The 25,912-nt window shown below is 36.5% G+C and carries 15 protein-coding genes and 1 pseudogene; all 16 read right to left on the reverse strand.

Annotated elements, in window-relative coordinates:
• Positions 1-205 precede the first annotated feature (205 nt).
• The 16 genes and pseudogenes from LVD15_RS26330 to LVD15_RS26405 all read right to left on the reverse strand — a co-directional run bounded on the left by LVD15_RS26330 (position 206) and on the right by LVD15_RS26405 (position 25,896).
• Positions 206-1,328: pseudogene (locus LVD15_RS26330) on the reverse strand (IS3 family transposase).
• Between the two features lie 266 nt (positions 1,329-1,594).
• Positions 1,595-2,626, reverse strand: coding sequence for a tetratricopeptide repeat protein (locus LVD15_RS26335; protein WP_233778172.1), 1,032 nt, complete (start codon positions 2,624-2,626; stop codon positions 1,595-1,597).
• A gap of 457 nt (positions 2,627-3,083) precedes the next feature.
• Entirely contained in the window at positions 3,084-3,956 is an 873-nt protein-coding gene (locus tag LVD15_RS26340; protein ID WP_306416983.1) for an IS3 family transposase, read from the reverse strand.
• Positions 3,941-4,255, reverse strand: a complete 315-nt coding sequence (locus LVD15_RS26345) for a transposase (protein ID WP_233776495.1) — start codon at positions 4,253-4,255, stop codon at positions 3,941-3,943. Before LVD15_RS26345 ends, LVD15_RS26340 begins: the two co-directional genes overlap by 16 nt.
• A 104-nt stretch (positions 4,256-4,359) precedes the next feature.
• Positions 4,360-4,857 carry a hypothetical protein gene (locus tag LVD15_RS26350; protein ID WP_233778173.1) on the reverse strand — a complete coding sequence of 166 codons (498 nt, stop codon included), beginning with the start codon at positions 4,855-4,857 and terminating at the stop codon, positions 4,360-4,362.
• A complete protein-coding gene (locus LVD15_RS26355) occupies positions 4,854-9,701 on the reverse strand; it encodes a DUF6443 domain-containing protein (RefSeq protein WP_233778174.1) in 4,848 nt (1,615 codons plus the stop codon). Before LVD15_RS26355 ends, LVD15_RS26350 begins: the two co-directional genes overlap by 4 nt.
• A gap of 8 nt (positions 9,702-9,709) precedes the next feature.
• Positions 9,710-13,030, reverse strand: coding sequence for a hypothetical protein (locus tag LVD15_RS26360; RefSeq protein ID WP_233778175.1), 3,321 nt, complete (start codon positions 13,028-13,030; stop codon positions 9,710-9,712).
• 6 nt (positions 13,031-13,036) lie between these two features.
• Positions 13,037-14,665 carry an immunoglobulin domain-containing protein gene (locus LVD15_RS26365; protein ID WP_233778176.1) on the reverse strand — a complete coding sequence of 543 codons (1,629 nt, stop codon included), beginning with the start codon at positions 14,663-14,665 and terminating at the stop codon, positions 13,037-13,039.
• A 1,220-nt stretch (positions 14,666-15,885) separates the two neighbouring features.
• On the reverse strand, positions 15,886-17,244 hold the full coding sequence (locus tag LVD15_RS26370; protein WP_233778177.1) for a DUF3526 domain-containing protein: 1,359 nt from the start codon (positions 17,242-17,244) through the stop codon (positions 15,886-15,888).
• Positions 17,241-18,677, reverse strand: coding sequence for an ABC transporter permease (locus tag LVD15_RS26375; protein WP_233778178.1), 1,437 nt, complete (start codon positions 18,675-18,677; stop codon positions 17,241-17,243). The genes LVD15_RS26370 and LVD15_RS26375 overlap by 4 nt, the downstream gene beginning before the upstream one ends.
• Positions 18,678-18,738: 61 nt before the next feature.
• On the reverse strand, positions 18,739-19,434 hold the full coding sequence (locus LVD15_RS26380) for an ABC transporter ATP-binding protein (RefSeq protein WP_233778179.1): 696 nt from the start codon (positions 19,432-19,434) through the stop codon (positions 18,739-18,741).
• 224 nt (positions 19,435-19,658) lie between these two features.
• Positions 19,659-21,668 carry a TonB-dependent receptor gene (locus LVD15_RS26385; protein ID WP_233778180.1) on the reverse strand — a complete coding sequence of 670 codons (2,010 nt, stop codon included), beginning with the start codon at positions 21,666-21,668 and terminating at the stop codon, positions 19,659-19,661.
• Between the two features lie 49 nt (positions 21,669-21,717).
• Positions 21,718-21,948, reverse strand: a complete 231-nt coding sequence (locus tag LVD15_RS26390) for a carboxypeptidase-like regulatory domain-containing protein (RefSeq protein ID WP_233778181.1) — start codon at positions 21,946-21,948, stop codon at positions 21,718-21,720.
• 94 nt (positions 21,949-22,042) lie between these two features.
• Positions 22,043-22,840: a DUF4625 domain-containing protein gene (locus LVD15_RS26395; RefSeq protein ID WP_233778182.1), complete on the reverse strand. Its 798-nt coding sequence runs from the start codon at positions 22,838-22,840 to the stop codon at positions 22,043-22,045.
• A 1-nt stretch (position 22,841) separates the two neighbouring features.
• Positions 22,842-23,753, reverse strand: a complete 912-nt coding sequence (locus LVD15_RS26400; protein WP_233778183.1) for a T9SS type A sorting domain-containing protein — start codon at positions 23,751-23,753, stop codon at positions 22,842-22,844.
• A 4-nt stretch (positions 23,754-23,757) separates the two neighbouring features.
• The gene (locus LVD15_RS26405; protein WP_233778184.1) at positions 23,758-25,896 is read right to left on the reverse strand and encodes a YCF48-related protein; all 2,139 of its coding nucleotides are present in this window, start codon (positions 25,894-25,896) and stop codon (positions 23,758-23,760) included.
• Positions 25,897-25,912 lie beyond the last annotated feature (16 nt).

Here is a 25,912-nt window from a genome sequence, read left to right on the forward strand (position 1 = left end):
CTCCTTAAAATTGAGGGATGCATTTTGACTAATAAATTTGTATCAAATCGCTGTTCTGTTTTAACGCTTTAGGGGGCATTCCAAACATTTCATACATATACTTATTTAATTGTGGAAGATCATAAAAGCCAGTGTCGTAAGTGTAAGCACCCCAAAATTAGGACTGTTTAAATGTATAGATTTCTAACAATTATTATTATTGAAATCAGGTGTTAATTGTGGGTAACTCGATAGAGTTATCCACTGTTAACGCCCTCTGTGCATACAGCACCGGACTCAAGTCATTCAGACTTTCATGAGGCCTGAAAAAGTTATAGTCATTCATCCACTTTTCAGTAGCTTCACGCACTTCATTTATATCATCAAAAAGATACACATCCAATACATTTCTTCTGAAGGTGCCATTCAGCCTTTCTATGTAGGCATTTTGAGTGGGCTTACCTGGTTGTATATAAATGAAGTCGATTTCGTGCATTTGGCTCCATTCCTTAGTTAATGTTGCAATAAATTCAGGGCCATTATCCATCCTGATCCGCTCAGGTTTGCCTCGACGTTTAATTAAATGGTTTAAAACCCATACTATTTTATTGCTCTTAAGAGAATAGTCAATCTCTATATGTAACGCTTCCCTGTTAAAATCATCCATTACATTGAAAGATCTAAACTTTCTGCCGTTAAATAAAGCATCACTCATAAAGTCAATAGACCAGGTATGATTGATTACAGGCGGTATCTCCAAAGGCTCTTTCACTCTTGCGGGCAGTCTTTTTTTGTCTTTCTACGCATACTTAATCCCATGGATTTATAGACTCTATGTACTTTCTTATGATTCCATTTATGCCCCTCATTTCGAAGTCTACTGAAAGCTTTCCAAAAACCTTCTCTGGGAAACTGCTCTGCTTTTTCTTTTAAAGCAGCCATAATAGGCTCATCATTTTTAATAGATGAATAATAATAGACGGATTTGGCAAGATTTAAAACCCGGCACGCCCTGCTGATGCTGATCGCGTAATTAAATTCCCTTTTTATTTCCGTAACTAGCTGCTTTTTCTGGCAGGGCTTTAAAGCTTTTTTTCGATGATCTCTTTAGCAAGCTTAAGATCAAGGGCTAATTCCGCATACATGTGTTTAAGCCTGCGATTTTCCTCTTCAAGTTCTTTTAGCTTCCGTAACTCTGAAGCATCCATGCCTCCAAATCGCTGGCGCCACTTGTAGAAGGCTGCCTGACTAACGCCATGCTCACGGCTGATCTCAGCCGCGGTCTTACCTGCATCAAATTCCTTCAAGATGCTGGCAATCTGTTGGGGTGAAAATTTCTTTCGTTTCATAGTGAACAGTTTAAATTTAATTAAATTTTTCTACTTTTAAACTGTCCTATTTTTAGGGGGGCTTACAAAAGCCCCATCCTGAGGACTACTATCACCATATCACGACTAAGAAAGAAAGGGTATCAAAGCATGCTGGATTATTACCTAAAACTTCAACCAGAGATTCAATGAACCGCCGTATACCAGACCGGTACGTACGGTGGTGTGAGAGGCGAACCCTGGCTCAATTTGAGTCAGAGCCGTCTACTCAATTGGGCATAGTTTTTTTATTCATTCAATGCAAGGAATTCGTCATCATTTTTATAACTGCCAAATTCGTCATCAAGCATAATTTTCTCTGTAACTCTTTCTTTGTCAATATCCTTTGCCTTTTTTAGATGTCTAATCATTGATTCTTTGTCATTATTCAAAGCAAAGTAATGAGCCTTAGTATAGTTGAATATCATTTCATCGGTTTCACCTTTTATTAATTTTTCAGCTATGTTATACTCAATAATGGCTTTTTCCATTTGGCCATTTCGAGCATATGCTCTCGCTAGATTCGAATGAATAGCTGACGATTCAGGATGTAAATACTTTCCTTTTAATAATACCTTCATTGATTCTTCACTCATCCCCATATCACAGTAATCAACCCCTTGTGTTAAGATGTCTGCGACTTTTCTGTCTTCAATTTCAGATTCTTCATTTAATCTCTTTCTAAAGAATTTAAATGCCTTTGTTGCTTTTCTAGCTGTTGATATTAAAACGATTAAAAGAATAATGAAAATAATAACTAGAACGAGCGTTATGTAAAGAACAACAGGTGATATATTCTTTTCGTTATTATCGTTTAACGTTCCGACACTATTATTTCCTCGAACTTCAATTTTTATATCATTTTTATTTGTTAGGTTTTCAACTAAAAGTGAAAGGTTTAAATTGTCAAATTGGTATAGCGAGTTAACCTGATAGATAATTAAGTTTTTTTCCTGTTTGACAATGTTAAATTCAACAAGAGGATTGTTTGATTCAATTTTGGGTTCTTTAATTCTGCTAGTTGGAGGTAGCTCGATATAAAGCTTAACATTTTCAGCTTTTTTTTGACCTCTATTCTTAATTGTATAATTCACTATTGACAATTCAGTTTCATTACTTTGAAATGTCGAAATAGGAAATTCTTCATAAGTAAGCTCCGTTTTTTCAGTAGTGTAGAAAAACACTACAATCGCAACTGCTAGGGAAACGAGTCCTGTAATTATTGAGGTAATTACAATTTGTTTCCAATTAATTTCTTGACTAGCTTTTTCTTTTGTCATCAGGTGTTTTTAAATTATGCCCAACATCCGTGTAAGGGAAACACATTCCCTTATTTTTATTATGGGGATCAATCTAAAGGATTTCTGATTAATTTCATAGAGGTGTTAGCTATATGTGTGTATACCTCTGTGGTCTTGGTTGAGTTATGCCCCAAGAGCAACTGTATTTGACACCATCTTCTAATAAGTGAGTGGCCAAGCTATCCCCGCTGGCGCGCGTTTTTAAAACGCGTGACCAGTCTAATATAAACATATGCGGAACAACAAGGAATTTGATCACTAGATGGCACGCCTTGAAAACAGCGCGCCAACGGCTACGGACATACGCGGAACAACAGGTCACATACGCGGACGAACGGGAAAGTCGTAGGACCACTGCGCTTAACCTACGACCAGTTGGGGCTTGTTATTCATAGTAAATGGCACATGGATTTGCAACAAAAAACTGGACAATAAGTTAAGCACATTTTGAATAGTTATGGTTATTAAATTGTTCAGGCGTCTTATATCCTAAGTGCGAATGTTTTCTTTTTCTATTATACCATATTTCTATAAATTCGAACAGGTCATTCTTGGCCTGAAGAATACTATAGAAATTGGTATGTTTGACCAGTTCTGACTTCAGTATCTTAAAGAAGTTTTCTGCCACAGCATTATCCCAGCAATTACCTTTTCTACTCATGCTTTGTTGTATACCCTTACTTTTGAGGTGATCTGAAAAAGAATAGGTGGCATACTGCACTCCCCGGTCGGAATGAAATATTAATTGGTTTGTTATTGGCCTATTAATTAAAGCCATTCTCCAGGCTGGCCATATTGTATCATGGCACGCCATAGACCTACTCAATGACCATCCTATAATCTTTCGATCGTACAAATCCATAATGATGGTTAAATACATCCAACCTTGACCAGTGGGGATGTATGTAATATCAGAGACCCATTTATGCCCCGGAAGGTTTGCCTGAAAATCTCTGTTTAATAGGTTTTTAGCTACTGGATAGTTGTGTCTTGATTGGGTGGTAGTTCCTCTGAACTTTCTGCAAATAATACTTCTAATGCCCTGGTTACGCATGATCCTGGCCACTCTGGGGCGAGAGATACGCCAACCCAGGTCTCGTAACTCCTCGGTGATCTTCGGGCTACCATACCTTCCTCTGCTATTGCTGTGTATAGTCCTGATACATGCGGATACCTTTTCATTCTCCAACTTTCTCATTGATGGCCTTCTGTTGCTCCAATTATAGAAACCACTTCTACTGACTTTAAGTACTTTACACATCCTCTCAACACCAAATCTGTGGTTGTATTCCTTTATGAACCGGAATATTTGTTGTCTCCCTTGGAGAAGATGCTTACTGCCTTTTTTAAAATATCCCTTTCTAGTTGGGCTTCACGCAGTTCTCGTTTTAAACGGGCTATCTCCTTTTGTTCTGAGGTTAAATTCTGATTACCATGACCTGAAAAACTACCTTCTTTGTACTCATTGTATTCACGTTTCCATCGGGTAACCAGCTCAGTCCTTAAACCAAGCTCATCAGCTACTTCTCTTGTACTTTTTCCTGACAGGCACAGGTTCACTGCCATCTGTTTAAACTCCTTGTCAAACTCTCTTCTTGCTCTTTTCATATTTAGTAAATTTAACTCAAAAGCGCTTAACTTACTGTCCAATCAAATGTAGCAGGTCCAGATCCGTTTGTCGGACGGATACGTTGAATCGTATTACTTGTAGTCTATTCAGGTGCGATTATAACATTACGAATTTCATTTGTTAACACCTTAATACCCTTTTGTTTATATGTAAAACCAAGTGTTGGTAGTGCTTTTATAATTTCTGTAGTGTAATCTTCTTTTGATACAGAAAATATGGGAGTACCATAAAAAATATCATCTTTCACTGAAAACCTCACTTCCTGATGAGGTCTTATATCAACCATCTTATTATCCATAAATCCAAGGGGAAAAAGTTCCTTTTCATGCTTCTCTCCTTCAAAATTGTAACTCAAATAGTAAGAGGCGCTTACAGGACTAATAGTAATCGTTTCACCTGACTTATTGCAAATAACTACTTTCATTTCCACATAAGGTCCATTTTCATGGATATTAACAATATCTGGGTTAGTATTTTTTTTTATTCTGTTGACGCTAACACTGTCAATGTAAATACTGAGATCTTGTCCAAAAACTTGAGCACACAAAATTGTAGCAAATATTAACAAATAACTTCTCATAACCCTTTTGGTTTAATTTTGGGAGGTACAGGTATATATCCATTATCAACACCATACTTAACAACACCTTTTTGATAAGCTTTTCTAGTTTTTGCAAAAGATGGGTCATTAACCTGTGTATTAACGGCTCTTCGTTCCATGGCTTTATGACCTGCATCAGTTTTACCTGCCATATTAAAATCAGCTGCACCTGTCTCTTGATAGTCTGAATAGTGTTTCCCTTCATGCACAAAATTGCTTTTTATTTCTTCAGCATGATCTGATATTTTTGAGTCTTTCATATTATCAAGATCAACTCGCATTCTTTCGCTTCCTTCTACTGGTACTCCATCACGTACTTTATAAGCAAAAGACATTTCCGCTGTTCCTAAATCAGCACTCTCCATAGGTAAATCTGTTGTATTATAATGATCATAGATTTTCACGCTGGCCTCATCACTAATTCCTGATTTTGAATGATCAACTGATGAATAAGAGCCAATATCATGATCAACTGTCTCGCTTCCATCTTCGTTTGTTGTCTTTAGCATGTCCCAGTTACTTCTAGCTATCACTTTTACATTATCCGTATCAGCATTATCAGAGCCTAAATAATTGCCATTTTGATCAAAATAGTCGTCAAGTGGCGCCATCCCATCAGGATCAATAAACCTAATCGGATTATCAAAAGCATAATTATATGGCGAGTGCCTTCGCATCTGATCAGCCAATGGGTCTATCATTCCCCATCTCCCAACATCAGCCATGTACATCCTAGCTCCATAATCATACCATCCTAAATCAAGATCACTGATTCTTTCTTTACCGTTATATAAGTACTTATTCTCTTTCGCCGTGACCCTCTGATAGGAGTTAAAAGCCAGACCAAAGGGATAGTAATCATCCGCCTGAATTATAGGGGATTCTTTTAATGTCAGCTGCATATCATCGAAGTAGGCTTCTAATTGGGTGTTGCTTTCGTTGCTGACATAGATCATCACTGTACCGGATGAGGGGGCGGTGAACTCTGGCAAGGTAAGTAATTCCCAATTATCATTGGCATCTGATACTTGTTTATATTTTAGTTCGCTATTGGTTATTGTGCTTACCCCGTCTTCTGGTATAAACAACATATTAAGAAATACCATGGGTTGAGCATCCTCTATCGAAAATCCATTTGTGCCTAGCAAGCCTCCTGTACTCCCATAACCATTACTAATACTACTGGATGCTTCAGTGCCTCCTGGTATAAGATGAGAAGTAAGTAATGCACTTAAAATTACTCCTATACCTTCTGGGGCATTTACCTCATTACTGGTTATGTTTAAGAGTTTTACATTTACAGATACCTTTACCTTATCTCCTGCACCTACGCTTACAGGCACCAAGGAACCTGCACGTGAACTATTGTTACCATTAAGTACATAGGCATTCTGGTAAGTACCACCTTCATCAGTATGATCGAAAACATTGTTAGTATAAATATTCCCCGCATCTTCTTCTGACAGCAAATCGGTATCATCTACCTTATCTTGTCCTGCTACGTTTACAGTACCTCCTGTGGTGCTTTCATAGAATAGATTAAACTCGTGTGTCTTTGGCTTAGTAGTAAATGACACCCTGGTATTACCCAAATGATCTTTTAAATGGTATTGATATTCCCATCCTCCATTGATTTCATCTTCCACTATCCTGCCTTCCTCATGTTGAATGAGCTGTAGTTTTGGCGTGCCATCTTCTCCCAGAGTTTCATAAATGAATTCTCCTATATAGTCGGTGCGCTTTACCCTTACCCCTTCTGAGTCATACACCTCTTGAGCCAGCTTAATACCCGCTGCACCGTAGGTATATTCTATATACTGACCATCATCTTTTAATACTTTAGCTGGTAGGTTAAGATGGTTATAGGTGATCTCTACAATGCCCTTATTCAGATCTTGAGTCATATTACCATTAGCGTCGTAGGTGTAGTCATCAGTAGTGTTGATGCCGTCTGTAAAACCGCCTTCTGTCGTCGCGGCATCATGGACATTTAATAATTTATTCCCTTCATAATTATAAGATAGTAAATCAATAGCTACAGGTTCATTTCTTTTCCCTCCATATCTTTTTAGGTTTAAAATATTTCCATTTAAATCATATCCTGAAGGATCATTGCCTAATGGAAGGATCTCCAAATTATACAAACCTTCATCCTCAAAATGTCCATCAGGGTAACGTTTCCCCTTAACAAAATGAGCAGAAACAATTCTATTCATATCATCATATTGATACCCATAAGCATACCTCTCAGCATCTTTTTTTGTTTTCCATTTAACACCTGATAAGTTACCATTGAAACATGGTATTTCGAATCCGTTTTTTGTATAATTATAAAAAAGATTCATACCCCAAAAGTCATCACTCTCATCATTAGTATCATCCATTGCAAGCTCTGAATTGTTAATAGAGGTCAACCATCCTCTAATGTTGTAGCGGTAATCAATTGATTGCTTAAAATTTAAGCCGTTATCGTCAGAATGCAATCTTTTATCCACCAACTCTCCAAGTTCGTTATACTCATTTTTAACAAGTAAAATAGCTGGCTCATTATCTATTGCATGCGATATTTCATTTAAACGTCCAATATGATCGTAAAAATATAATTTTTCAATTTTGATACTATTGAAATCAGTTGAATGGCTTATTGCTGTCTTTATAGACTTCCCTGAAAAATCATAAATACTACTTGAAACATCAAACCCTTGCATCAGATTATTCTTTATAGTTTGAATAATACGGTATCTGGCATCATAATAAGTAATAGATTTAACCCATTCGTTTTCCTCTCCTCCTAATAATCGACTCATACCTCCTGTTAACTTTCCTTTAACCCGACGGAACTCTTCTTCTGGAAAAGAATAGGTTCTTTGAGCACTTAAGGCATTGATTAATTGTTCTGGATCATAGTCAAAATCACTACCAAAATAATATAAAGATTTAAATTCATAGTTATCATAATAGGTAATAGTCAAATAATCTGAAGCTGATACATTGGTTGGAAAGGAATTATTTGTATAACCATAAATTGTCCCTCCAAAGACCTCATACCAATCATAAGTACTTCCTATTGAAATATTTAATGATGCTTGCATCATTGCTTGGCTTGTATTTTCTATATCTTCATAAATTCCTGTAGCTATTGGCCTATTAATTGCATCATATTTAGTAAAAGACCATTGGTTGTTTTTATTAATATCTTGATTATGTAGACGCTGATTTCCATCCTGGGTTAGCACTAATCGATCTCTCTGATCATACACCATATAAACCCAATCCGATCCTGGCATTTTTTTACCCACCATCCTATTACGTTTATCATAATTGTACAAAAAGCACCATTTATCCAGAAAATCTTTATCAGGAATACGCAAATTCTCTCTAAACAACCTATTAACACCTTCAGGCTGTATCACAACTCTTAAGTTCCCGAAATCATCATATACATAAAAAGTATGTGCTAACCCAGTTCTTTTTAACACAATCTGCCCCTGCTTATTTTTATACTCAATTGTTTGGTGCAAATCAGCGTCAAACACTTTCTTTATAAACAATTGATTTTCATCATAAAACAAATCAGCACCTTCTTGACCACGTGCCATTATACTTCCAAATTCACCAATATTACCTTCTAAATAATCCCACCTCCAGACTTCATTCGCCTTATTCGTCTCATATTCCATTTTGTCGGCATGGATATTATTGACCACGGGATAATGATCAAAAGACATCAAACTTCCTGTTGTTTGCCACGCCTCCCCGGGACTTCCTTGCTCCATTATTAAATTTAGTGGTGATTTATCAAATTTTGTCATAGCAAAAGGGTATTCCGAATGGGCAACTTTGTCTTGTACTAAGTAAAAATCATAAAGATCCCCACCTCCACCAATTGGATCAGTTCTATCTAAATCATTTATATTGTAATAACCATTACTCTCACTGGTATAAGGAAGCAGTTTTATTGCTTCCCTCCCGAATTCGTCATATACCATTGATTGAACAATATCTTTTAACATAGGAGAGGCCTCTTTTGAGACAGTCTGAATAGGCCTTCCTAGACCATCAAAATAATTGATTAAAACCTGATTTTCATTAACAGATAATATTTTCATGCTATCTGACTCTGGAGCCGTCACTCCCTCTACTTGAATATTATTAGTTACGATGTAATTCATCCCCTCCTGAATAGTAGATCGATCTACTACAGTTTTTATTTGTGACGTAAAGTTTTGATCTCCTTTAATGACATTAACACTATATTTACCTGGCTGCTTTGTTTTAAAGGTAGATCCATTAGCTCCAACCAGTGGATTCCCATAATAATCCATCCATTGATACGAGTCATAAGTATAATTATCCACTGACAATATTACATCATCTTCATTAGACACTACACCGCCATTTGAAACATGCACTATAGGCTTAGGAACACCTCCTTCCACATTAACTTTTAACCTGACTATTTCCTCAATATTTCCATATACAAGATCATTATCCATTCTAATATCAAACTCCAATTCATATAAACCTGGAGATCCCCATATAACCTCACATTTAAAGTTTGATGTATTTACCACTTGAGGGTACACATCATAACTCAAATTAGGCTCTTCCCAAATAGTCCAGTCCCAATAGTCATTAAGTGGAGACTCCACATCACGTCCTTCATAGTCTTTAAACACTACTCTATAACTTACGTGATCACCCTGAGACACCTTAGTAGGTCCTAAAATTTGAACCGTAGTAATTTGAGCTAAAATTTCAGACTGAAAAATTATTACAATAAACAATCCGAACACAAATTTCCTATATAGTTTTAATTTCATTATAGTAACTATTCGGACCATATAGGCTGTCCTTTATAATGATACTCATAGTTCGATAAAATATTATATTGATAATCTCTAACTGATAATAATCTATCTCCCTCATATTGATAAAATGTTGTTATGCCATTTGCATCTGTCCTGCTTGTAGCTCCGATTAAAGGCTTATAAGTGTAAGTTTCAACAAAAGCCTGATTATCGAGCTGATCCCTTATTGCTATATTAAACTCAAACCAGTCAAATCTTTGATTATAGTTATCAAAGTTATTGAGCGTCCTCAAAAAATTATCTAGGTCATCAATTCCGTTAATGTAACCTGATCGCTTCAACACTAGATCCACTACATCCTCAAGATTATCATGAGATATATTCACACCTTTCACTATAGGATAAGCTCCATTATAACCCCAGAGATAAGAAGTTTTTTTATCTTCGTTTTTAGATATGCTAAGCACATTTCCAGAAACATCATAATCATGATAAATAACTCTTGGCACATATGGATCATTTTTAAATCTTGAATAAATTGCTTGAATATTAATTAAATTGTTTTCCCATAGGGCAAAATCTGTTTTTGTAGTATTTAGCAGAACACCATCTATCATTGTCTTTTTTTCAATTACCGGCGTAATCATATACTTTTCACTAACCATCAAGCTATATGGCTCTGTAGATGCATAATCATGTGGATAAGAAAACTGTGTCTTAATTAACCGCCCATCTGAATCTTCTGTCTCTATACTTGTAACTAGTTTATGATCCATATTTTCATAAGAATATTTTTCTTTTACCCCAACTTCTTCTCCATCATAAAATTTTATCACCTCTTTTGAATCTTGAACCCACCACTCTGAAACATTGTCATAATAAAGGACATCCCTATCCTCATATAAAAAAAATTGATTAGGTTCCATTGGTGGTTTAAAAACCTTTACCCCTTTCAATACATTCCTCCTTTTCAGCAAATAGCTATATTTCTCTTTTAATTTTAATTTGTTTTTATTATCGTATACTTCTTTTTCTATTAACTTGCCATTTCGGCGATCAAGTGAAAATGGTAATTCTGGAATTAAGTCATATGTCTGTGGGGGTAAATTGAAATAATTCAATACAGTAGAGCCTCCTTCGCCTTCATGCCCATTATACACATAGACTTTACTATAACCAACAGGAGCCGTGGAAGCCCCAAAACCCATAGGAAAAAGTGAAGAAGAAGCTCTCACTAAATAAAGAGCCGTAGAACCTAAGCCTACTCCTCCTTCCTCAACCCCTAACTTTACGGTTTTCATGTATCTATTTAAAGGCTTATGTATTAATTGTCCTGATGTTGCTCCCTCCTCAGTACCATCCAGAGTATAGATAAATTTCTGATATTTCAATTCTCTCCCATTGTCATCCTCATCCTTAATTGATTTCACCCTTATACCTCCTCCTTTTTCAGCAAAAACAGTCTTGATATCATAAGTATACACATGGAGATTTATACTATAATCGACAATTCCATCTACTTCAATATAATATTGACCAGGTAGCAAATCCGTGAACACTTGAGTATTAGCCATGCTTAATCTACTGATAACACTATCATCCTGCTTGTTCTTTAGATAGCCTATGAATTGATCTACAGGTATTAAATCATCTTCATGTGCGTATGTAGGGAATGCATAAAGTCTTAAACCTATTGATGCAGTTTCTTGCAATGAAAAGTCATCTTGCAATTCATTGCCAAAATCATTTGAATAAGCATAACCCAAGTAACTCTCAACTGTATCAATTTTAGGAGTTGAGCTATAATATTCATTTGGTTCATAGCTGAAAATAGTTTTACCACCTGTTGGGTAAACAATAGATGATAGTGCTCCTCTCTCTGCACTTGTACCTAATTGATCACCTCTTCGATCTACACCTTCATATGTTCTCGGCCCCCAATATGAATCTGCAACATATACTTCAGGCAAAAGAGTAGGTCTTGTCTCATCATTAATAGTTTTATTATTAATTGCATAATTGTAAAAACCCCAATGATCAACTTTTCGCGAGTATTTACTCGGAAGCTGATCCATGTTTTGATAAGTAAACTTATACGGTGGCTTTGACTTTTCTTGAATTGCATCAAGTTTTAATCGACAAAACTCTGTTGATCCTAATCGATCATCATTAAAATAACTACATGTAAATTGAAACTCCTTAACAATCTCATTAGTGGGGCCATAAACTGTAATTGCAGACAATCGTTGCGGATTATTAGATGAGTACATATCATCAACTTCAATATCACTACGGTCTACCCTATCAAATCTAATACGACCATTTTTATAATTAATTTCTTTTAAATATACATCCTCCATTACCTGCCTAGAGGTTGAATGATAAACATAACGATCTGCGGCTGGCGCACCTTGTGTAGAACCCACAGGACTTACTAAATCATACCTGCAATGTCTCCTGGATGGAACGCTCAAACTACGCACCCCATATGTATCATGATCATCATACACAAATTCAATTCTTTCCCCATTAGGAGCTTCAATATAGTCTAAGTACCAAGATGATACAGATACCTTATATGATCTAACATAATGATCCAACCCTTCTAAACTATTATCAGGTAAGTCTGAAGATGTAGAGTAATTTTCAACCAACTCTTCTGTATTAAAACTATAAATATATCCTTCCGGTGTGGTTATCTTCCACCTATCTGAACCTGTTTCATTGTATTCAATCTTTAAATTATTGTCATCAGCAATAAATTTCGGAGTACCATCAAGCTTCTTACCCATAACAAACTTACCTGAATACATACCAAAGTTATAAATATATATATCAGGGGCTCCATCGTAATTTCCATAAAGTATCCCCAAATAATAATTGCGCGTTTCAAGAGCATTATCATCTGTTATATAAGGTGTGTTATAATTTTCATCACCTTCAATAGTATGCATAGGAGGCAAATTTGGACTATAGTAATAGCCTCCACTATTATAAATATCATCCTCTCCTTGAACACTACGCGTAATCAGTCCTCCTGCATTTAAAGACCACCCCAATCCAACCCAACTAGCATCTTGAGCTACCTTTAACCCTGTGAAATTGTAAGATAGATAAATTGGCAGTGTATTATTATTAGTCTTTATTGTGTATAATGGTATTGATACATTCGGCGTCCCTGTATAATACCCAACTGGAACATCTCCATAAACCCCCAAAGATGCAGCTGTAGGAGAAGGTGGTATAATCTTACCGGGTTTGTAATGGTCTTGATCTTGCCCATATACCTCAAGCACTATCAGTAAAATGAAACTTAATTTTAAAATAAACTTGGTAAACATATTTATCTAATTATTTCCTAAAGGCTCATTTACAATAGACCCATCGTAGCCATTTTCAGTAGCTATAAAAACATCAATAATTGTTGGATCACTCCAACAACTTGTCTCTATGTTTTGGGCTCTCAAATAATATTGTGCAGTTCCATTAGCAATGTATTCATTATTAACATTGGTAATATCCCTTGCTTCTAAGTCTGAACCTTGCCAACACCACCTTTCATTAATTGGAGATTCAGATTTAATAAGCTTCCATTCACTCCAATAATTTTTAAATACTTTAGGATAAGCTGGTTTTTCTGGGGCTTCTAAGCTAACATCAAAATGAATTGTATCTTTTCCTGTGCAATATCCGATATCATAATTTTCTGTATATGCATATGCCACTTCATACACACCCACTCCTGAATTAATAGCACTAAACACATTATTATCAACAAAGAGGCCAGACCAAATTCCTCCTGATGGACTACCTACTAAGTTTACAATTTCATTTGTACAAAGTTCTTTATCTTCACCAGCATCTACCATAGGAACAGCGTTAACAGCAGCAACAATCGGCACACGAAGGCTTTCACACCCCTCTTCCTCAGAAGAATAACTTGAAATATAATAAGTAGTTGTTTTACTAATTGAAGGTGTTTTATATAAGGTTCCCGTATGTAATAATGATGTATCATTGTTAGATGAATACCATCTAATCGTATTTGCTCCATTTCCTGCATCTGCTTTAAGTTCAATATATCCTTCATCCCCACATAAGTAATCACTATCTGGGTCGGGTTCATTAGGGAGTACGTCTTTCACTATGGCAGAGATTGATTCTCTATAATCACATTCACACCCCCATTCTTCATTAAAACTCGCAGCATAAAAAGTAGTAGAACTTGACAAATTGTCTGTTTTAAACGTCAATCCGATATGAACGGGAGAACCTCCTACGGCGGCAGCATACCATTTAATTGTTGTTCCACTTCCTCCCGGAGATGCTTTAAGGCTTACTGAACCCGGCAAACATCTGGAAGCAGCAATTCCTGTGGCTTGCATAGGCTTTTCATTAACCTCTACCCAAATACTACTTGAGTAGTTACTCCATATCCCTGTATTGTTATTTTTAGCCCTCAAATAATACCAGCCAGACTGCCCTACTTCAAATGTGGAACCAGATCCATAAGTAGTTACTTTCGAATGATCAAGTATCTGCCAAAACCAAGTCTCACCCTCAGGAACATCTCCCCGAGTTAGAACTGCTTTTTCGCAATTACTTATTATTATTGGGATTGTTGGCGTTTCTGGAGCTTGAGGAGGATCATATACTATAACATCTTTCCAAACCAAATCTGAACCATAGTTCTCTGAATCATATTCAAATTCTATTTCTTTAGTTCCCAATTGATCAAATGTATACCTAGCACGAAATAAGTGATAACTAACACTACATCCATTACATGAATGTGCATTAGCATACCACTGAGAAGTTAAAACATCCCCATGTTCATCTGGAATTACTACATTATAGGTTGCACTGCCTCCCAAAACTACTGAATCAGGCCCTGTAATATAAGCATATTGGCTTAAACAAATATTGGAAATAGATAATAGTACTATAGTAATAAGACTGTTTTTACAGGAATACATTTACAAGACACCTTTGTGAGATGTGAATATCCATACTTTACTTTCCTGTAAATAATATATTTATTACACAATATTACTCATGTAATATTTACATAATATTAAAATATCATATAAATATAAACAATAGAAAAAATTTAATTTATACAATAAAAGAAATACTCTCCCAGTACTTCATCGACTACCTTATCACTACAATACCTCACCAACTAGTCAAATATCGAAATGGGCTGATCTTATCATAACTTCAAATACTACTCCAGTAGCCCATTTCCCTTATTCAAGCATTGTCAATAAATTGCCTAACACTTTGGAAATAATCGCCCCATTTCTCAAAGCTGCCTCACTACGACACTTCGTTCACCACCTTCTCAAAACGCATAATAAGATTAAGCCAGAATGTCTCACTACCTAAGCCACAGGGCATACTGGCTTAACCTTATTTTTATCCCTCGCTTTTTAATAAAACCTACAGGCTGAATAAGACTCTTTCCGTTCCTGCAATCGCCCCATTCAACCTCGCACAACAAGCCTTTTTACTTACCCGCCCACTCCCCTGGGTAAGTCAATACACTTATTCTTTCCTCGCTCAGTTTCTATACAGTGATTCGGAACCTGCTCACATTTCTAACCGCAAAAATATATCACAATACAAAGCCTGTAAAGGGTATATAAACAGTGCCAAGCTCAGCCCTTCCCTACTGCCCTTGACATACTTTGTATATTAATATGAACTGGCATTTAAGAAATGATGACTGATTCTCTGGAGCAGGTAAAAGATATGATTATACGACTTATATATACCCTCCCTTTTTATGTGTGAGTGGCCTGTTGGGGTGGCCACAGCAAGATGTACAAATGTATACATTTGAATCTTGACCTAACGGTAAGTGGCCATGCTCGCAACTCGCACGGAATTTGAATTTCATTTGCATCAGAAATTAATATGAGACGGTAATAGAATGGAATTACTGCCGGTTGGATACTCCTCCTGTCGATATAATTAAATATTACTAACTACAATCAGAACTTAAAATATATTTAAAAACCAGCTAGTAGATAACGTTTCCTGCTCCCCCTATAGGAATCATTAAACCTCAAACCTATTGTATTCATTAATTTATCTTATAGCCATTAATTCTTTTCTAGCCCCCATGAAGAGGGGATAGAATTTCTTTGGAATAAGTGGATTAGTGCGTATGAAGAAAAGTCCACTTTGCTTCTTAGCTGCTATAACGTCTAAAACTAATAAAGCTAGCAACTCCTAGAAGTAAAATAGCTCCTATAAACGGCGATAGCAGCCTACCCCAGCTAACATCTTCCTCAAAATCAATATGTTCAGGTTTAAAACGGGACCAATCAACTTGTTCGGCCGTCTGATTTGAAAAGATTTTTGGGTATAAATACAGTCTGGTTTTTTCATGAAACCTTTCGGTATATCTCAAAAATTTGAAATGATTTTCCATACTTGAGCCCGCTAATGAATTAAATACGAGTTGCGCGTGTAGTGACGGAACCAAAAGAGACCAGTTTCTACTTACTTGTTCTCTGGTAATCACTTTACTTTCTAGCATTTCACTCTCTTGTCTAGATTCTACATCCCCCAAATTTTGCATAGCATAGTACCACAACCAATCACTCTTTACATCTTCAGATGGATAACCATACTTGGTAAATTGAGGATATTGTTGGTAGAATTTCTCTACTGTTTTATGCTTATTGGTGTCCCACTTTTCATGATATCCGTCACGCTGCTTTATCATGGTGGTAAAGGCCTCAGGTATTGGATATTTATTTACAATAATATTATTAAGCACAGCAGGAACAAGAATTAAGAATATTAGCCAACAAAAAAGTAATGTAAGGGCATTAAAATTAGAGCTACGTCTCAAAGAGATGATTAAAGCGACTATAGCAAACCAGAAAGTGATGTAAAGTATAGCAGTTAATACAGTTTTGCTAAAAGCCAAATTATAAGGAATATCTAACACTAATGCCGCAATTAGGAATAGCATTAGGGCAACCGCATACAGTAAAAATGCCCGTACCGACATTTTAGAAAATAAATATCTCCACTTGTAAGCAGACATCACACTCACCATTCTCCATGTGCCCCCCTCTTCTTCCTCAGATAAAAGATTGTAGTTAAATGCAATAACCAACAGCGGAAATACATAGACAATAATAAAGCTTAAATCTAAATTCCCGTATAATAAGGTGGCAGGGTTAACTAGATCTGTATCGTACTTCTGACCTTCTAAGGCAAGAATAGTTACATTCTGAACACTAGGATTCACATCTTTTTGCCCAATAGAAAGTGCTGCCAAAGGATTGGTTTTATTTACGATGGCAAACTTTAAATAATAGAGTAGCAAGCCTAAATTATCATTATGCAGCTCTACATTTCTTTCAATATGATCATACTGCTGTTGTACCACCTGCTCAGCTATTTCTTGTTGGCCCTCAAGAAATTGCTTTCCTATCAAAATACTGATAATGCCTAAAACCAATACCATAGACAACCCCAATTGACAAATTCTGGTTCTAATAAATTGTCTGAATATTAATACATATAATTTCATATTGCTGTAGCTTTTTTAGCTCCGTAAACTAAAAGAGTAATTGATAGTAATAACCAACCTAAAATAGATACGATAGAGACATTTACATTAGAAAGGGCTTCTGTGGTAGAGAGCTTCGTATACTGAAAATCAGAAAATGCCTTCCACTGATCCCTGCTTACAATAGTGCCTTTTTCAGTATCTGTAGACTTAGAGCGTATGTATTTCATTTGGAGGGCATTCATTTTCTGAGCTAATTGATAACGATAGTCTTCTGCCTGCTGCTGAAAATGAACATAAGATTCAAAATCAGTTCCTGAAAGTGACATAGAGAGGTTTTTGAGTGCCAGAAAAGGATTAATAATAGAAAACCATTGTGTCAATTGATTCTGCCTCCTATATTGATTCAATAAACTCTTATGGTGTTTACTATATATGTCAGCACTAATTTTCTCCCCCTGCCCCATTACAAAACCCCCATAATTAAATGGTAGCTCTTCTACTGTTTTCACATGATTAGCCTTAAGCACCGAATCTTTCAAAGCTGAAAAATGAGGATCATTTGGATCATGGCTATCTCCAAATTTCAGTACATCTTGCTCTATGGCGGCTCTAAACTCAAGTTTAGATGGAGTTGCATATACATAAGCTCCGATGGCCTGTGAGGTTTTTGGTACCAGAATAACCATTAATAACCATAACCCTAATAACTTTACCAGAGCGTTTTTTGAGGAAGCACTTTTTAACGATATGTATATCGTAATGAAAGATAAAATAAAACAAAAGATTGTATAAGTGATGGTTATAACCCCCAGCCTTACCCAATCATCATGTGCTACATGTTCTTCAGTAAAGAATATCAAACAAATAGTGATTAAAAAGGGCAACCAAAATACCAAGGCTATACTTGCCAAGCCTAGTGCCCTACCGAATAAGATCTCCTCCCATTTGGCTCCCTGGGTAAGTAAAATTTTGAGAGTACCATTTTCTCTATCAGCTACAATAGCCGAATACCCAATAAAGAAAATAACGAGAGGCAAAAGGGTTTGCAATACCATGGCCATACTCAGCTCACCAAAGCGCAATAGACCTGTGGAAAAGCTAGCTTCTGAAAAATTGACCACATTTTGCTTGTGAGCTTCCAGAAATACGGCATTACCTGTGAAACTTTCAACTCCAAAATCAAAAATACTCAAAGGGTGTTTCAGCCTGAAGGCAAAAGTGCCAAAATGAGCCATTCTATGAGGATGCTTATCTGGGTTGTTTTCCCAACTTTCACGAGCCATTTGTTGATGATCAATCCTATAATGGTTTTGATCATAATAATCAACACCACTTCGGGCTGCTATTACCAACAATACTAACAACGTAAGTATTAACAGATAAATGGTTTTTGACTTAAATACACCCAGACAAAACTGTTTTGCTATAATAAGCAATGTACCTTTATTCATATTTGAAATATTACATGACTAGTGACAATATCACCTACTATTTACCTTAATAATGCTTTTATTATATAGTTTTGAGGTACATGTCTTGTAACTGACTAGCACTTAGCCTCGCAGTTTCTCCAGAATGAATAAGCTCCCCCTCTTTCATGATACCAATTTTGGAACCCACGTTTACAGCATTGAATATGTCATGAGTAGCCATAAAGATAGTTTTACCTTCAGATACCAGCTCCTTACAAATGGCTGTAAACTCAGCTGTGGCCTGAGGATCTAAACCTGAGGTAGGCTCATCCATAAATATTACCTGAGCATTTTTTGACAGTGCTATCGCTACTCCTACTTTTTGCCGCATGCCTTTAGAATAACCAGATAACTTTTTAGTATGATGATGCTCCTGAAGACCTGCTTTAGAAAGCAATGCAGATAACCACCTTCTATTATGTTTATGACCTGACAGCCTGCTAAAAAATTCCAAATTTTCTAAGCCATTCAAATTACCATAAAGCTGTACCACTTCAGGAATATAAGCGATCATGCTATTGGTACTGCTATTTCTCATATTCACCTCTTCGCCATTTATTAAGACATTACCTCCTGAAGGCTTTAATAGGCCTAAAAAAAGATTAATAGTAGTAGTTTTACCAGCTCCATTTTGACCCAACAAACAATAAGTTTCTCCGGCAGACACCTTTAGGTTTAAGCCTTTAAGAGCATGATGCTCTCTATATTTCTTTGATAAATTGATTGCTTCTAGCATAAGCCTTAACAGTTTAATATCTATATGTGGAAACTACCTAAAGACTTATCTATTGGATATTTCCCATTTGAAAAATTCATATTAGGACAATGTTAATGTTAGAAAGCATTAAATGCAACACATTTGCATTTAATATTAAAAAAGGTGAGATGGTCTTATGAGCGGTAAGGGCTATATCGGTATTTAACAGGTAGCAATCAATATACGCCTTTTTTTAACTCATTTTAAAGTGAACACTTTATAGATACCTGAATATTCCTTCCTTGTTCGGGTAGATTAAGGATTCTATACCTACTCATGTTATTGAGATAATACTTATTAGTAAGATTTTTAACATGAAGCTGGCATTCAAACAGCTGATTAAACAGCTGAAATTCAACACCTAAAGCCATATGAACCAGATAATGTCCAGGCGTTCTTTTTTCATTTTGATCAACTCTGTTTTGATCCGAAAATGTTTCAGCTGATAACCTTATCCATGGTTTGGCTCTTTCACTTCTTACATTAAATTGGTATTCCCAGTCACTAAGAATATGAAAGGGTGGAGTAAATGGCAATGGATAATTGAGATCCAAATTCTTATTCCAAACATACTCCATGGTAAGCATCCAAGTGAGGTTGTTAAACACCAAACTGGTGGCACTTAGCTCCCCTCCAGTAATGTTTACCCTTCCCTGAGAATACTCATAAACCTGCCCTGCTTCTGGTAAGGTGGAAAAATTAGAAGAGGGCCTCAAGTAAATGTAGTTACTGAAATTATAATAAAACACGGCTAATGTAAGGTCAATCCTTTTTTGATGATTATGCCAGGAAATATCCTGCAGCACTCCTTTTTCCACATCCAATTCAGAGTCTCCCACTTCGTGTCTGAAAGTACCATGATGCACTCCATTAGAAGCCAACTCAGGGACTGAAGGGAATCTAAAAGCAGTACCAACATTATACTTAAAACTGTTCTTAGGTGAGGCTTGAAAACCCACCCCTGATGATAACGTAGGAATGCTATATGATTTACTAATATGCGTATTTCTTATAGAATAATCGGTTATGGAAGCATCATCATTGTATATGGGCAACCTTGTTTCCTGTGCCTCTTGTCTGGCTAAATCCCACCTTGCTCCCAATTGCCAGTAGAGTTTTTTTGCTATTCTGAGATCCTGTAGTACATAAATACCTGTCTGCTTCACTTCGTATTCAGGAATAAGCGACTCAAAGCCATCTATGGTGTTGGTTTTTACTTGCCCGTTACTGCCTACAAAAAGATGCCAATTTTCTAAAATATCATAGTTCCATCGGAGATTATAGGAATAGGTTTTTAAGCTTAACTGTAATGCTAAAGTTCCCTGTGGCGTAGGCCCCTGACCATGAGAATGTGGATAAGAATGTTCTTCTCTTAAGTTATGTTGATAACCAATATCTATCATCCAGGTACTTTTATTGTTAAAAATAACTGTGTTAGATATCAACTTCCAATGATCTATATTTTGATAAGGTAGCTGAATATCCCTATTATTACCGTCATCCTGCAGTTGATAACTTCGAGGCATACCAAAAGCTCCCGAAAAAAAGCCTACCTTCTGTCCATAACGTGACAAATACATAGTAGTATAACCCCATTTTCTTTTGATGCCTGTATGAACTGAATAATCTAACTCATTCCCCGCCGTATTTTTTAATTTTTGATCAATAATGGGTAGTGTATATGAATTATAAAGAAATTCATTAGCCGGAACCTGGTAGTCGGCAAAATCCTGCCACGTTACTCTTCCCTTGAGCCAAAGACCATTTTTTACGGTTTCTACTGAGGCAGATGAACCTATCAAGCTATTATTAGATTTATAGTTCACCATGATGTCTCCTCTTAATGTATCATGAGGGGAAATGGTTGGTTTCTTAATATTAATCACCCCTCCTACACCATCAGATCCATAAATTACTGATGATGGCCCTTTGATAACCTCTAACTCTTCAACTCCAAACTGATCTAACTCCAAGCCGTGATCTACACCCCATTGCTGCCCTTCCTGCTTAATGCCGTATTCATTAACAATTACTCTATTAAAGCTCATTCCTCTTATTACGGGCTTAGAAATACCAGTTCCCGTATTTATAGAACTTACACCAGGTAGCTTCTCTATAGTGTTCATTAAAGTATTACCCTGGTTTTTCATTAAAAACTGTCTGTCTACCTGATCTGATGTAAGCGTGAATACCAAAGGAGCATGAGTATGCACCCCATGAGCATCTGCAGTAATTTCTACAGCTTGTAATGTTTCTGTTTTTTCAATCAGTATAAAATCTTTTTTTGGTGGAATAACTGACTATATCTACAGTATCACTTTGACTCTCATACCCTAGCAATCTCACTACAAGAGTATGCCTTCCTGAAGATAAATTATGAATAGCATATGCCCCTGATTGATCAGTAATTACAGTTTTACCACTAGTAAGATCTTGAACCACAGCATTTTCTAATTTCTGATTAGAACTATTCAATACCACTCCATTAATCATAAATTCGGTTTGACTAAATGCTGGTTTGAAGACCATCAGAAAAATGACAATAATATTAGCCGAAAAACAGACTTTAAGTTTAGAGCGACTCACTTTAATCACTAATAATCACCTCTAAACTCTCTTCAGTTACATTACCTGTGGCATCATACACTTTTACCATAAATGTATATTCACCACTAGTGGGTAACGTAGGAAAATCAAAATTGAAGTTATAGGTAAATTCCTCTCCATCTGCTTGAGTGAAATAATATTGAGCAGCTGTATATGTTTGTCCAGAAGGGCTTATATAAGTTACATCTACTCTGCCTCCGTATAGAAGCTCATTATCTGATATTGCATAGGAAAATTCTACTGGCTCAGTTTTTACTAACTGGAGTGGAGGCTCTGATGGGTTTATCAATTGCATATTAGGAGCTTGAATATCTCCTACATTTTTTACCTGTAGGCTATAAAGTACTGCTTCAGCTTCATTTCCCTTCTGATCTAATAGCTGAAGCATAAAATGATAATTACCCGCCTGCACATCCTGAGGCACGATTAACCTTTCATCTACAGTAGCTTCTGAGCCTTCTACTTCCTCCACTTTTAAGACATACCAGGGAGCTTGGTTAATTCTCCCATGTGTGTGGCAATCAAAATTGCTATGCAAATCTATTTTATATTGAGAAAGACCATTTTGTCCTTTTAGATTAAAAGTTATGGCTAAAGTATCTGCAGAGGTTAGAGCTATAGACCGAGGATCATTCTCTCCACATATCTCAAGGGTTTCCACATGAGGATGAACTTGTACAACGTTAATCTCCGGCTGTTCAGGTAAAGGGGTTTCAGAATCACCACATGAAAAAATAATAGCAGTAGATAGAATGCAAAGGATAACTATATTTCTCATATTATTTTATGATTATTTTGTTCATATAAATTCGATCTGTTTGAGTAATAGCACGCACTATGTAACTGCCCTGAGGCCAATCATTAGTATTCACACACTCCTTTACTCCATTCTTTGAGACTTGATAAAATAACTTTCCTCTCAAGTCATAAATTTCTAACTGAATAATTTCCGTATCTGACGCTATGCAAAAGTGTTCTCTTGCTGGATTTGGGAATAACTTTATATCCACATTATTCACCAGGGGATCTATTGCTGTAATGGTGTTAAATTCTACTATTGGATATAGTGCAAAATGAGTAGCAATAGGAGTGAAATTCTGAGTATAAAAATCTTTCCAATCTTCTTTAGTATGGTTATGTGCCTGTACAGCGTTTCTACCAAAACTATTTAGATCCTGTTCTGAGCGAGACCCTTCTTCTCCCATCATTAGACCGAGCGTATCTCCATCATAGCCGCCGTGCAAATAATCTAAGACATTGAAAGTAACAAAAAAGGAATCCTTTACAGCTATGGCAGTATTAAAAGCTACATGCATGGCTTTTCCGCTAAGGTCAAGGTCTTTATAGAGAACTTGTTTACCTCCCAGTCTATTACCGGGAAGGGCATTAGCCGCCACATTGTAAACATTGAATTCCACGTAATTATTAGGGTGGTTATAGTTGCCAGAAAGGTGTACAACCATTCCTTTTACTACACCTGAGCCTTCTATATAATACTTCTCCGCAAATTGTTGACGGTAAGACGAGTTTTGCCCTAATATATACCCCCATTCTCCGGGGTTAGAATACTGTGGAGCATATAGCTCCACAGTATCAGAAAGGTTAGTTAATGTATCTAAGTCTTGAGCATTTACTAAGGACGTCAAGCTTATAGCCAATACTACAAACAGCAATTTAATGGTTCTATTCATAGCTTTATCTGTTAATGATTAATTTGCTACTCTGCACCTCGCCTGCCAACCTCAGTTGTATTACATACACTCCATTTTCTAGCTCTGGCGTGATATCCCATAGGTACTCTCCATCCTGAAAATTAATATTAGTATTCACTACTTTATTTCCATTAAGACTATTTACTATCAGCACAGCAGGCCCACTGTAAGAAGTCTGCAACTTAAAATGAATTCTGCTTTTAGCTGGATTAGGATATATTACTGTTTCCAACGTAGTCACACCTCGGCCTAAGTCTTCTACACCAGTAATGTGCTCACCGTAGAAAAGAATGTTGCCTGCAGTACCTACTGCCCAACCTTGTCCCTGATCATTAAAATAAATATCTAAAAGTGTATTTCCTGAAGGTGTGGGTTGGATATTCCAGTTTTTCCCGCCATCATCAGTTGCAAGTACATTCCCTGAAGTAGTAATATAACCATGGTTAGCATCTGAAAAGTATACAGAATTAAGCGTAGCAGATACTCCGCTTACCTGAGGAATCCATAGACCTCCTCCATTTTCTGTATAGGAAATAATACCTGACCTTCCTACCGCATATCCAGTTGAGCTGCTTACAAAGAATACATCATTCAAATGAGAAAGAACACCTGGATCTTGCAATTCCCAATTATATCCGCCATCGGTAGACATGGCTAATAGCCCAGTGTTACCCACTACATAACCAGTATCTGCACTTACAAAATGGACAGCATTAAGGTTGTCTTCTGCAGAAATATTACCAACACTCCAGTTAGCACCTGCGTCAGAAGTTTTTATGATAGTACCTGTAGCTCCTGTTAAAATAAGTTCTTCTCTAGACCATAAATACATATCGCTAAAATTGCCCTCATAACCTACTTCCACTTGTTGCCAATTATTGCCTCCATCTTCCGTTTTTAGTACTATTCCATCATTTCCTGCAGCCCAACCGTGGTTGTCATCCACAAATTGTACGCAATGTAAGGCGCTATTCACTGGAGTACTCATCACCTGCCATTGCTGACCTTTATCTGTGCTATGAAAAATTTCGCCTGCACTGGCCGCTATATATAAATGATCATTAGCATTGCTGATGCTATACAAATCATTAATGGAGTCAATAGGCAAAACCTTCTCAAAATCATTTCCATTATGCGTTACTAATATATCGTAGGAAGCCACTGCAATTCCATTACCCTCAGTATCAAATTGAATGAAAGACTTTCGGCTGCCACCATAATCACTTTCACAATTACTACTCCAAGTGGCTCCACCATCTTCAGTAGTGTACAGACACTCAAAGCTGCTGACCCATCCTCTCATATTATCATAAAAATACGCTTCAGTGAAATAATCTGAAGACTCTGCGCTTCCCATAAGTACAGACCAAGTGGCGCCTGAATCCGTAGTTTTTATAATATATCCGCTAGGGCCAACTATAAACCCTGTACTTTCATTAACAAAATAAGCTCCTTCATAAAAACCACCTGCAGTAGCTGGTAAAGAGATGGTGTTCCATGTAGTTCCTCCGTCATAACTCCTAAAAAAGGTATTGTCCCAGCCTGCTGCATAAACAGTATCCTGGCTTACCGCTTTACAGAAAAAGAGGCCATAAAAAGAGGCTCCTGCAGTTAATGGAAGTGTAATTTTAGACCAATCTTCCCCTCCGTTTTCCGTTTTAAATAACACATTCTCTACATAGCCTGCATCACCCACAGCGTAGCCTATTTGTTCGTTATAAAAATAAATATCACGCAAGGTTGGGCTTTCTGCATTTTCGTACTGTAAAGTCCAATTAGTTCCTGCATCTTCTGTAACCCAGATTTGGCCATTGTCAGTAACAGCCCAACCCTTAGATTCATTAATAAAATCTATCTCTCTTACCGTAGCTTCTGTAGGCAGATGAGACACTTCCCAAGACCCTCCAAAATCAGAGGTTTTTATAAACTGTCCTTTTGTTCCAGAAACATAAAAAGTCTCTTCACTGATCCAAGCTACATCAAAATGACTATTTCCTACGGGAAATGGATGCTGCCATTTCCAACTGTTATCCTGCGCTTGAATATGATTCCAGTGAATAAATAGAAAGGCGGTTAAAAAAGATAGCTTAAGGTATTTATTAAAGAGTAGAGTTTTCATCATATCAATTCGTTATATT

It is taken from the genome of Fulvivirga maritima (assembly GCF_021389955.1).
Taxonomy (GTDB): Bacteria; Bacteroidota; Bacteroidia; order Cytophagales; family Cyclobacteriaceae; genus Fulvivirga; species Fulvivirga maritima.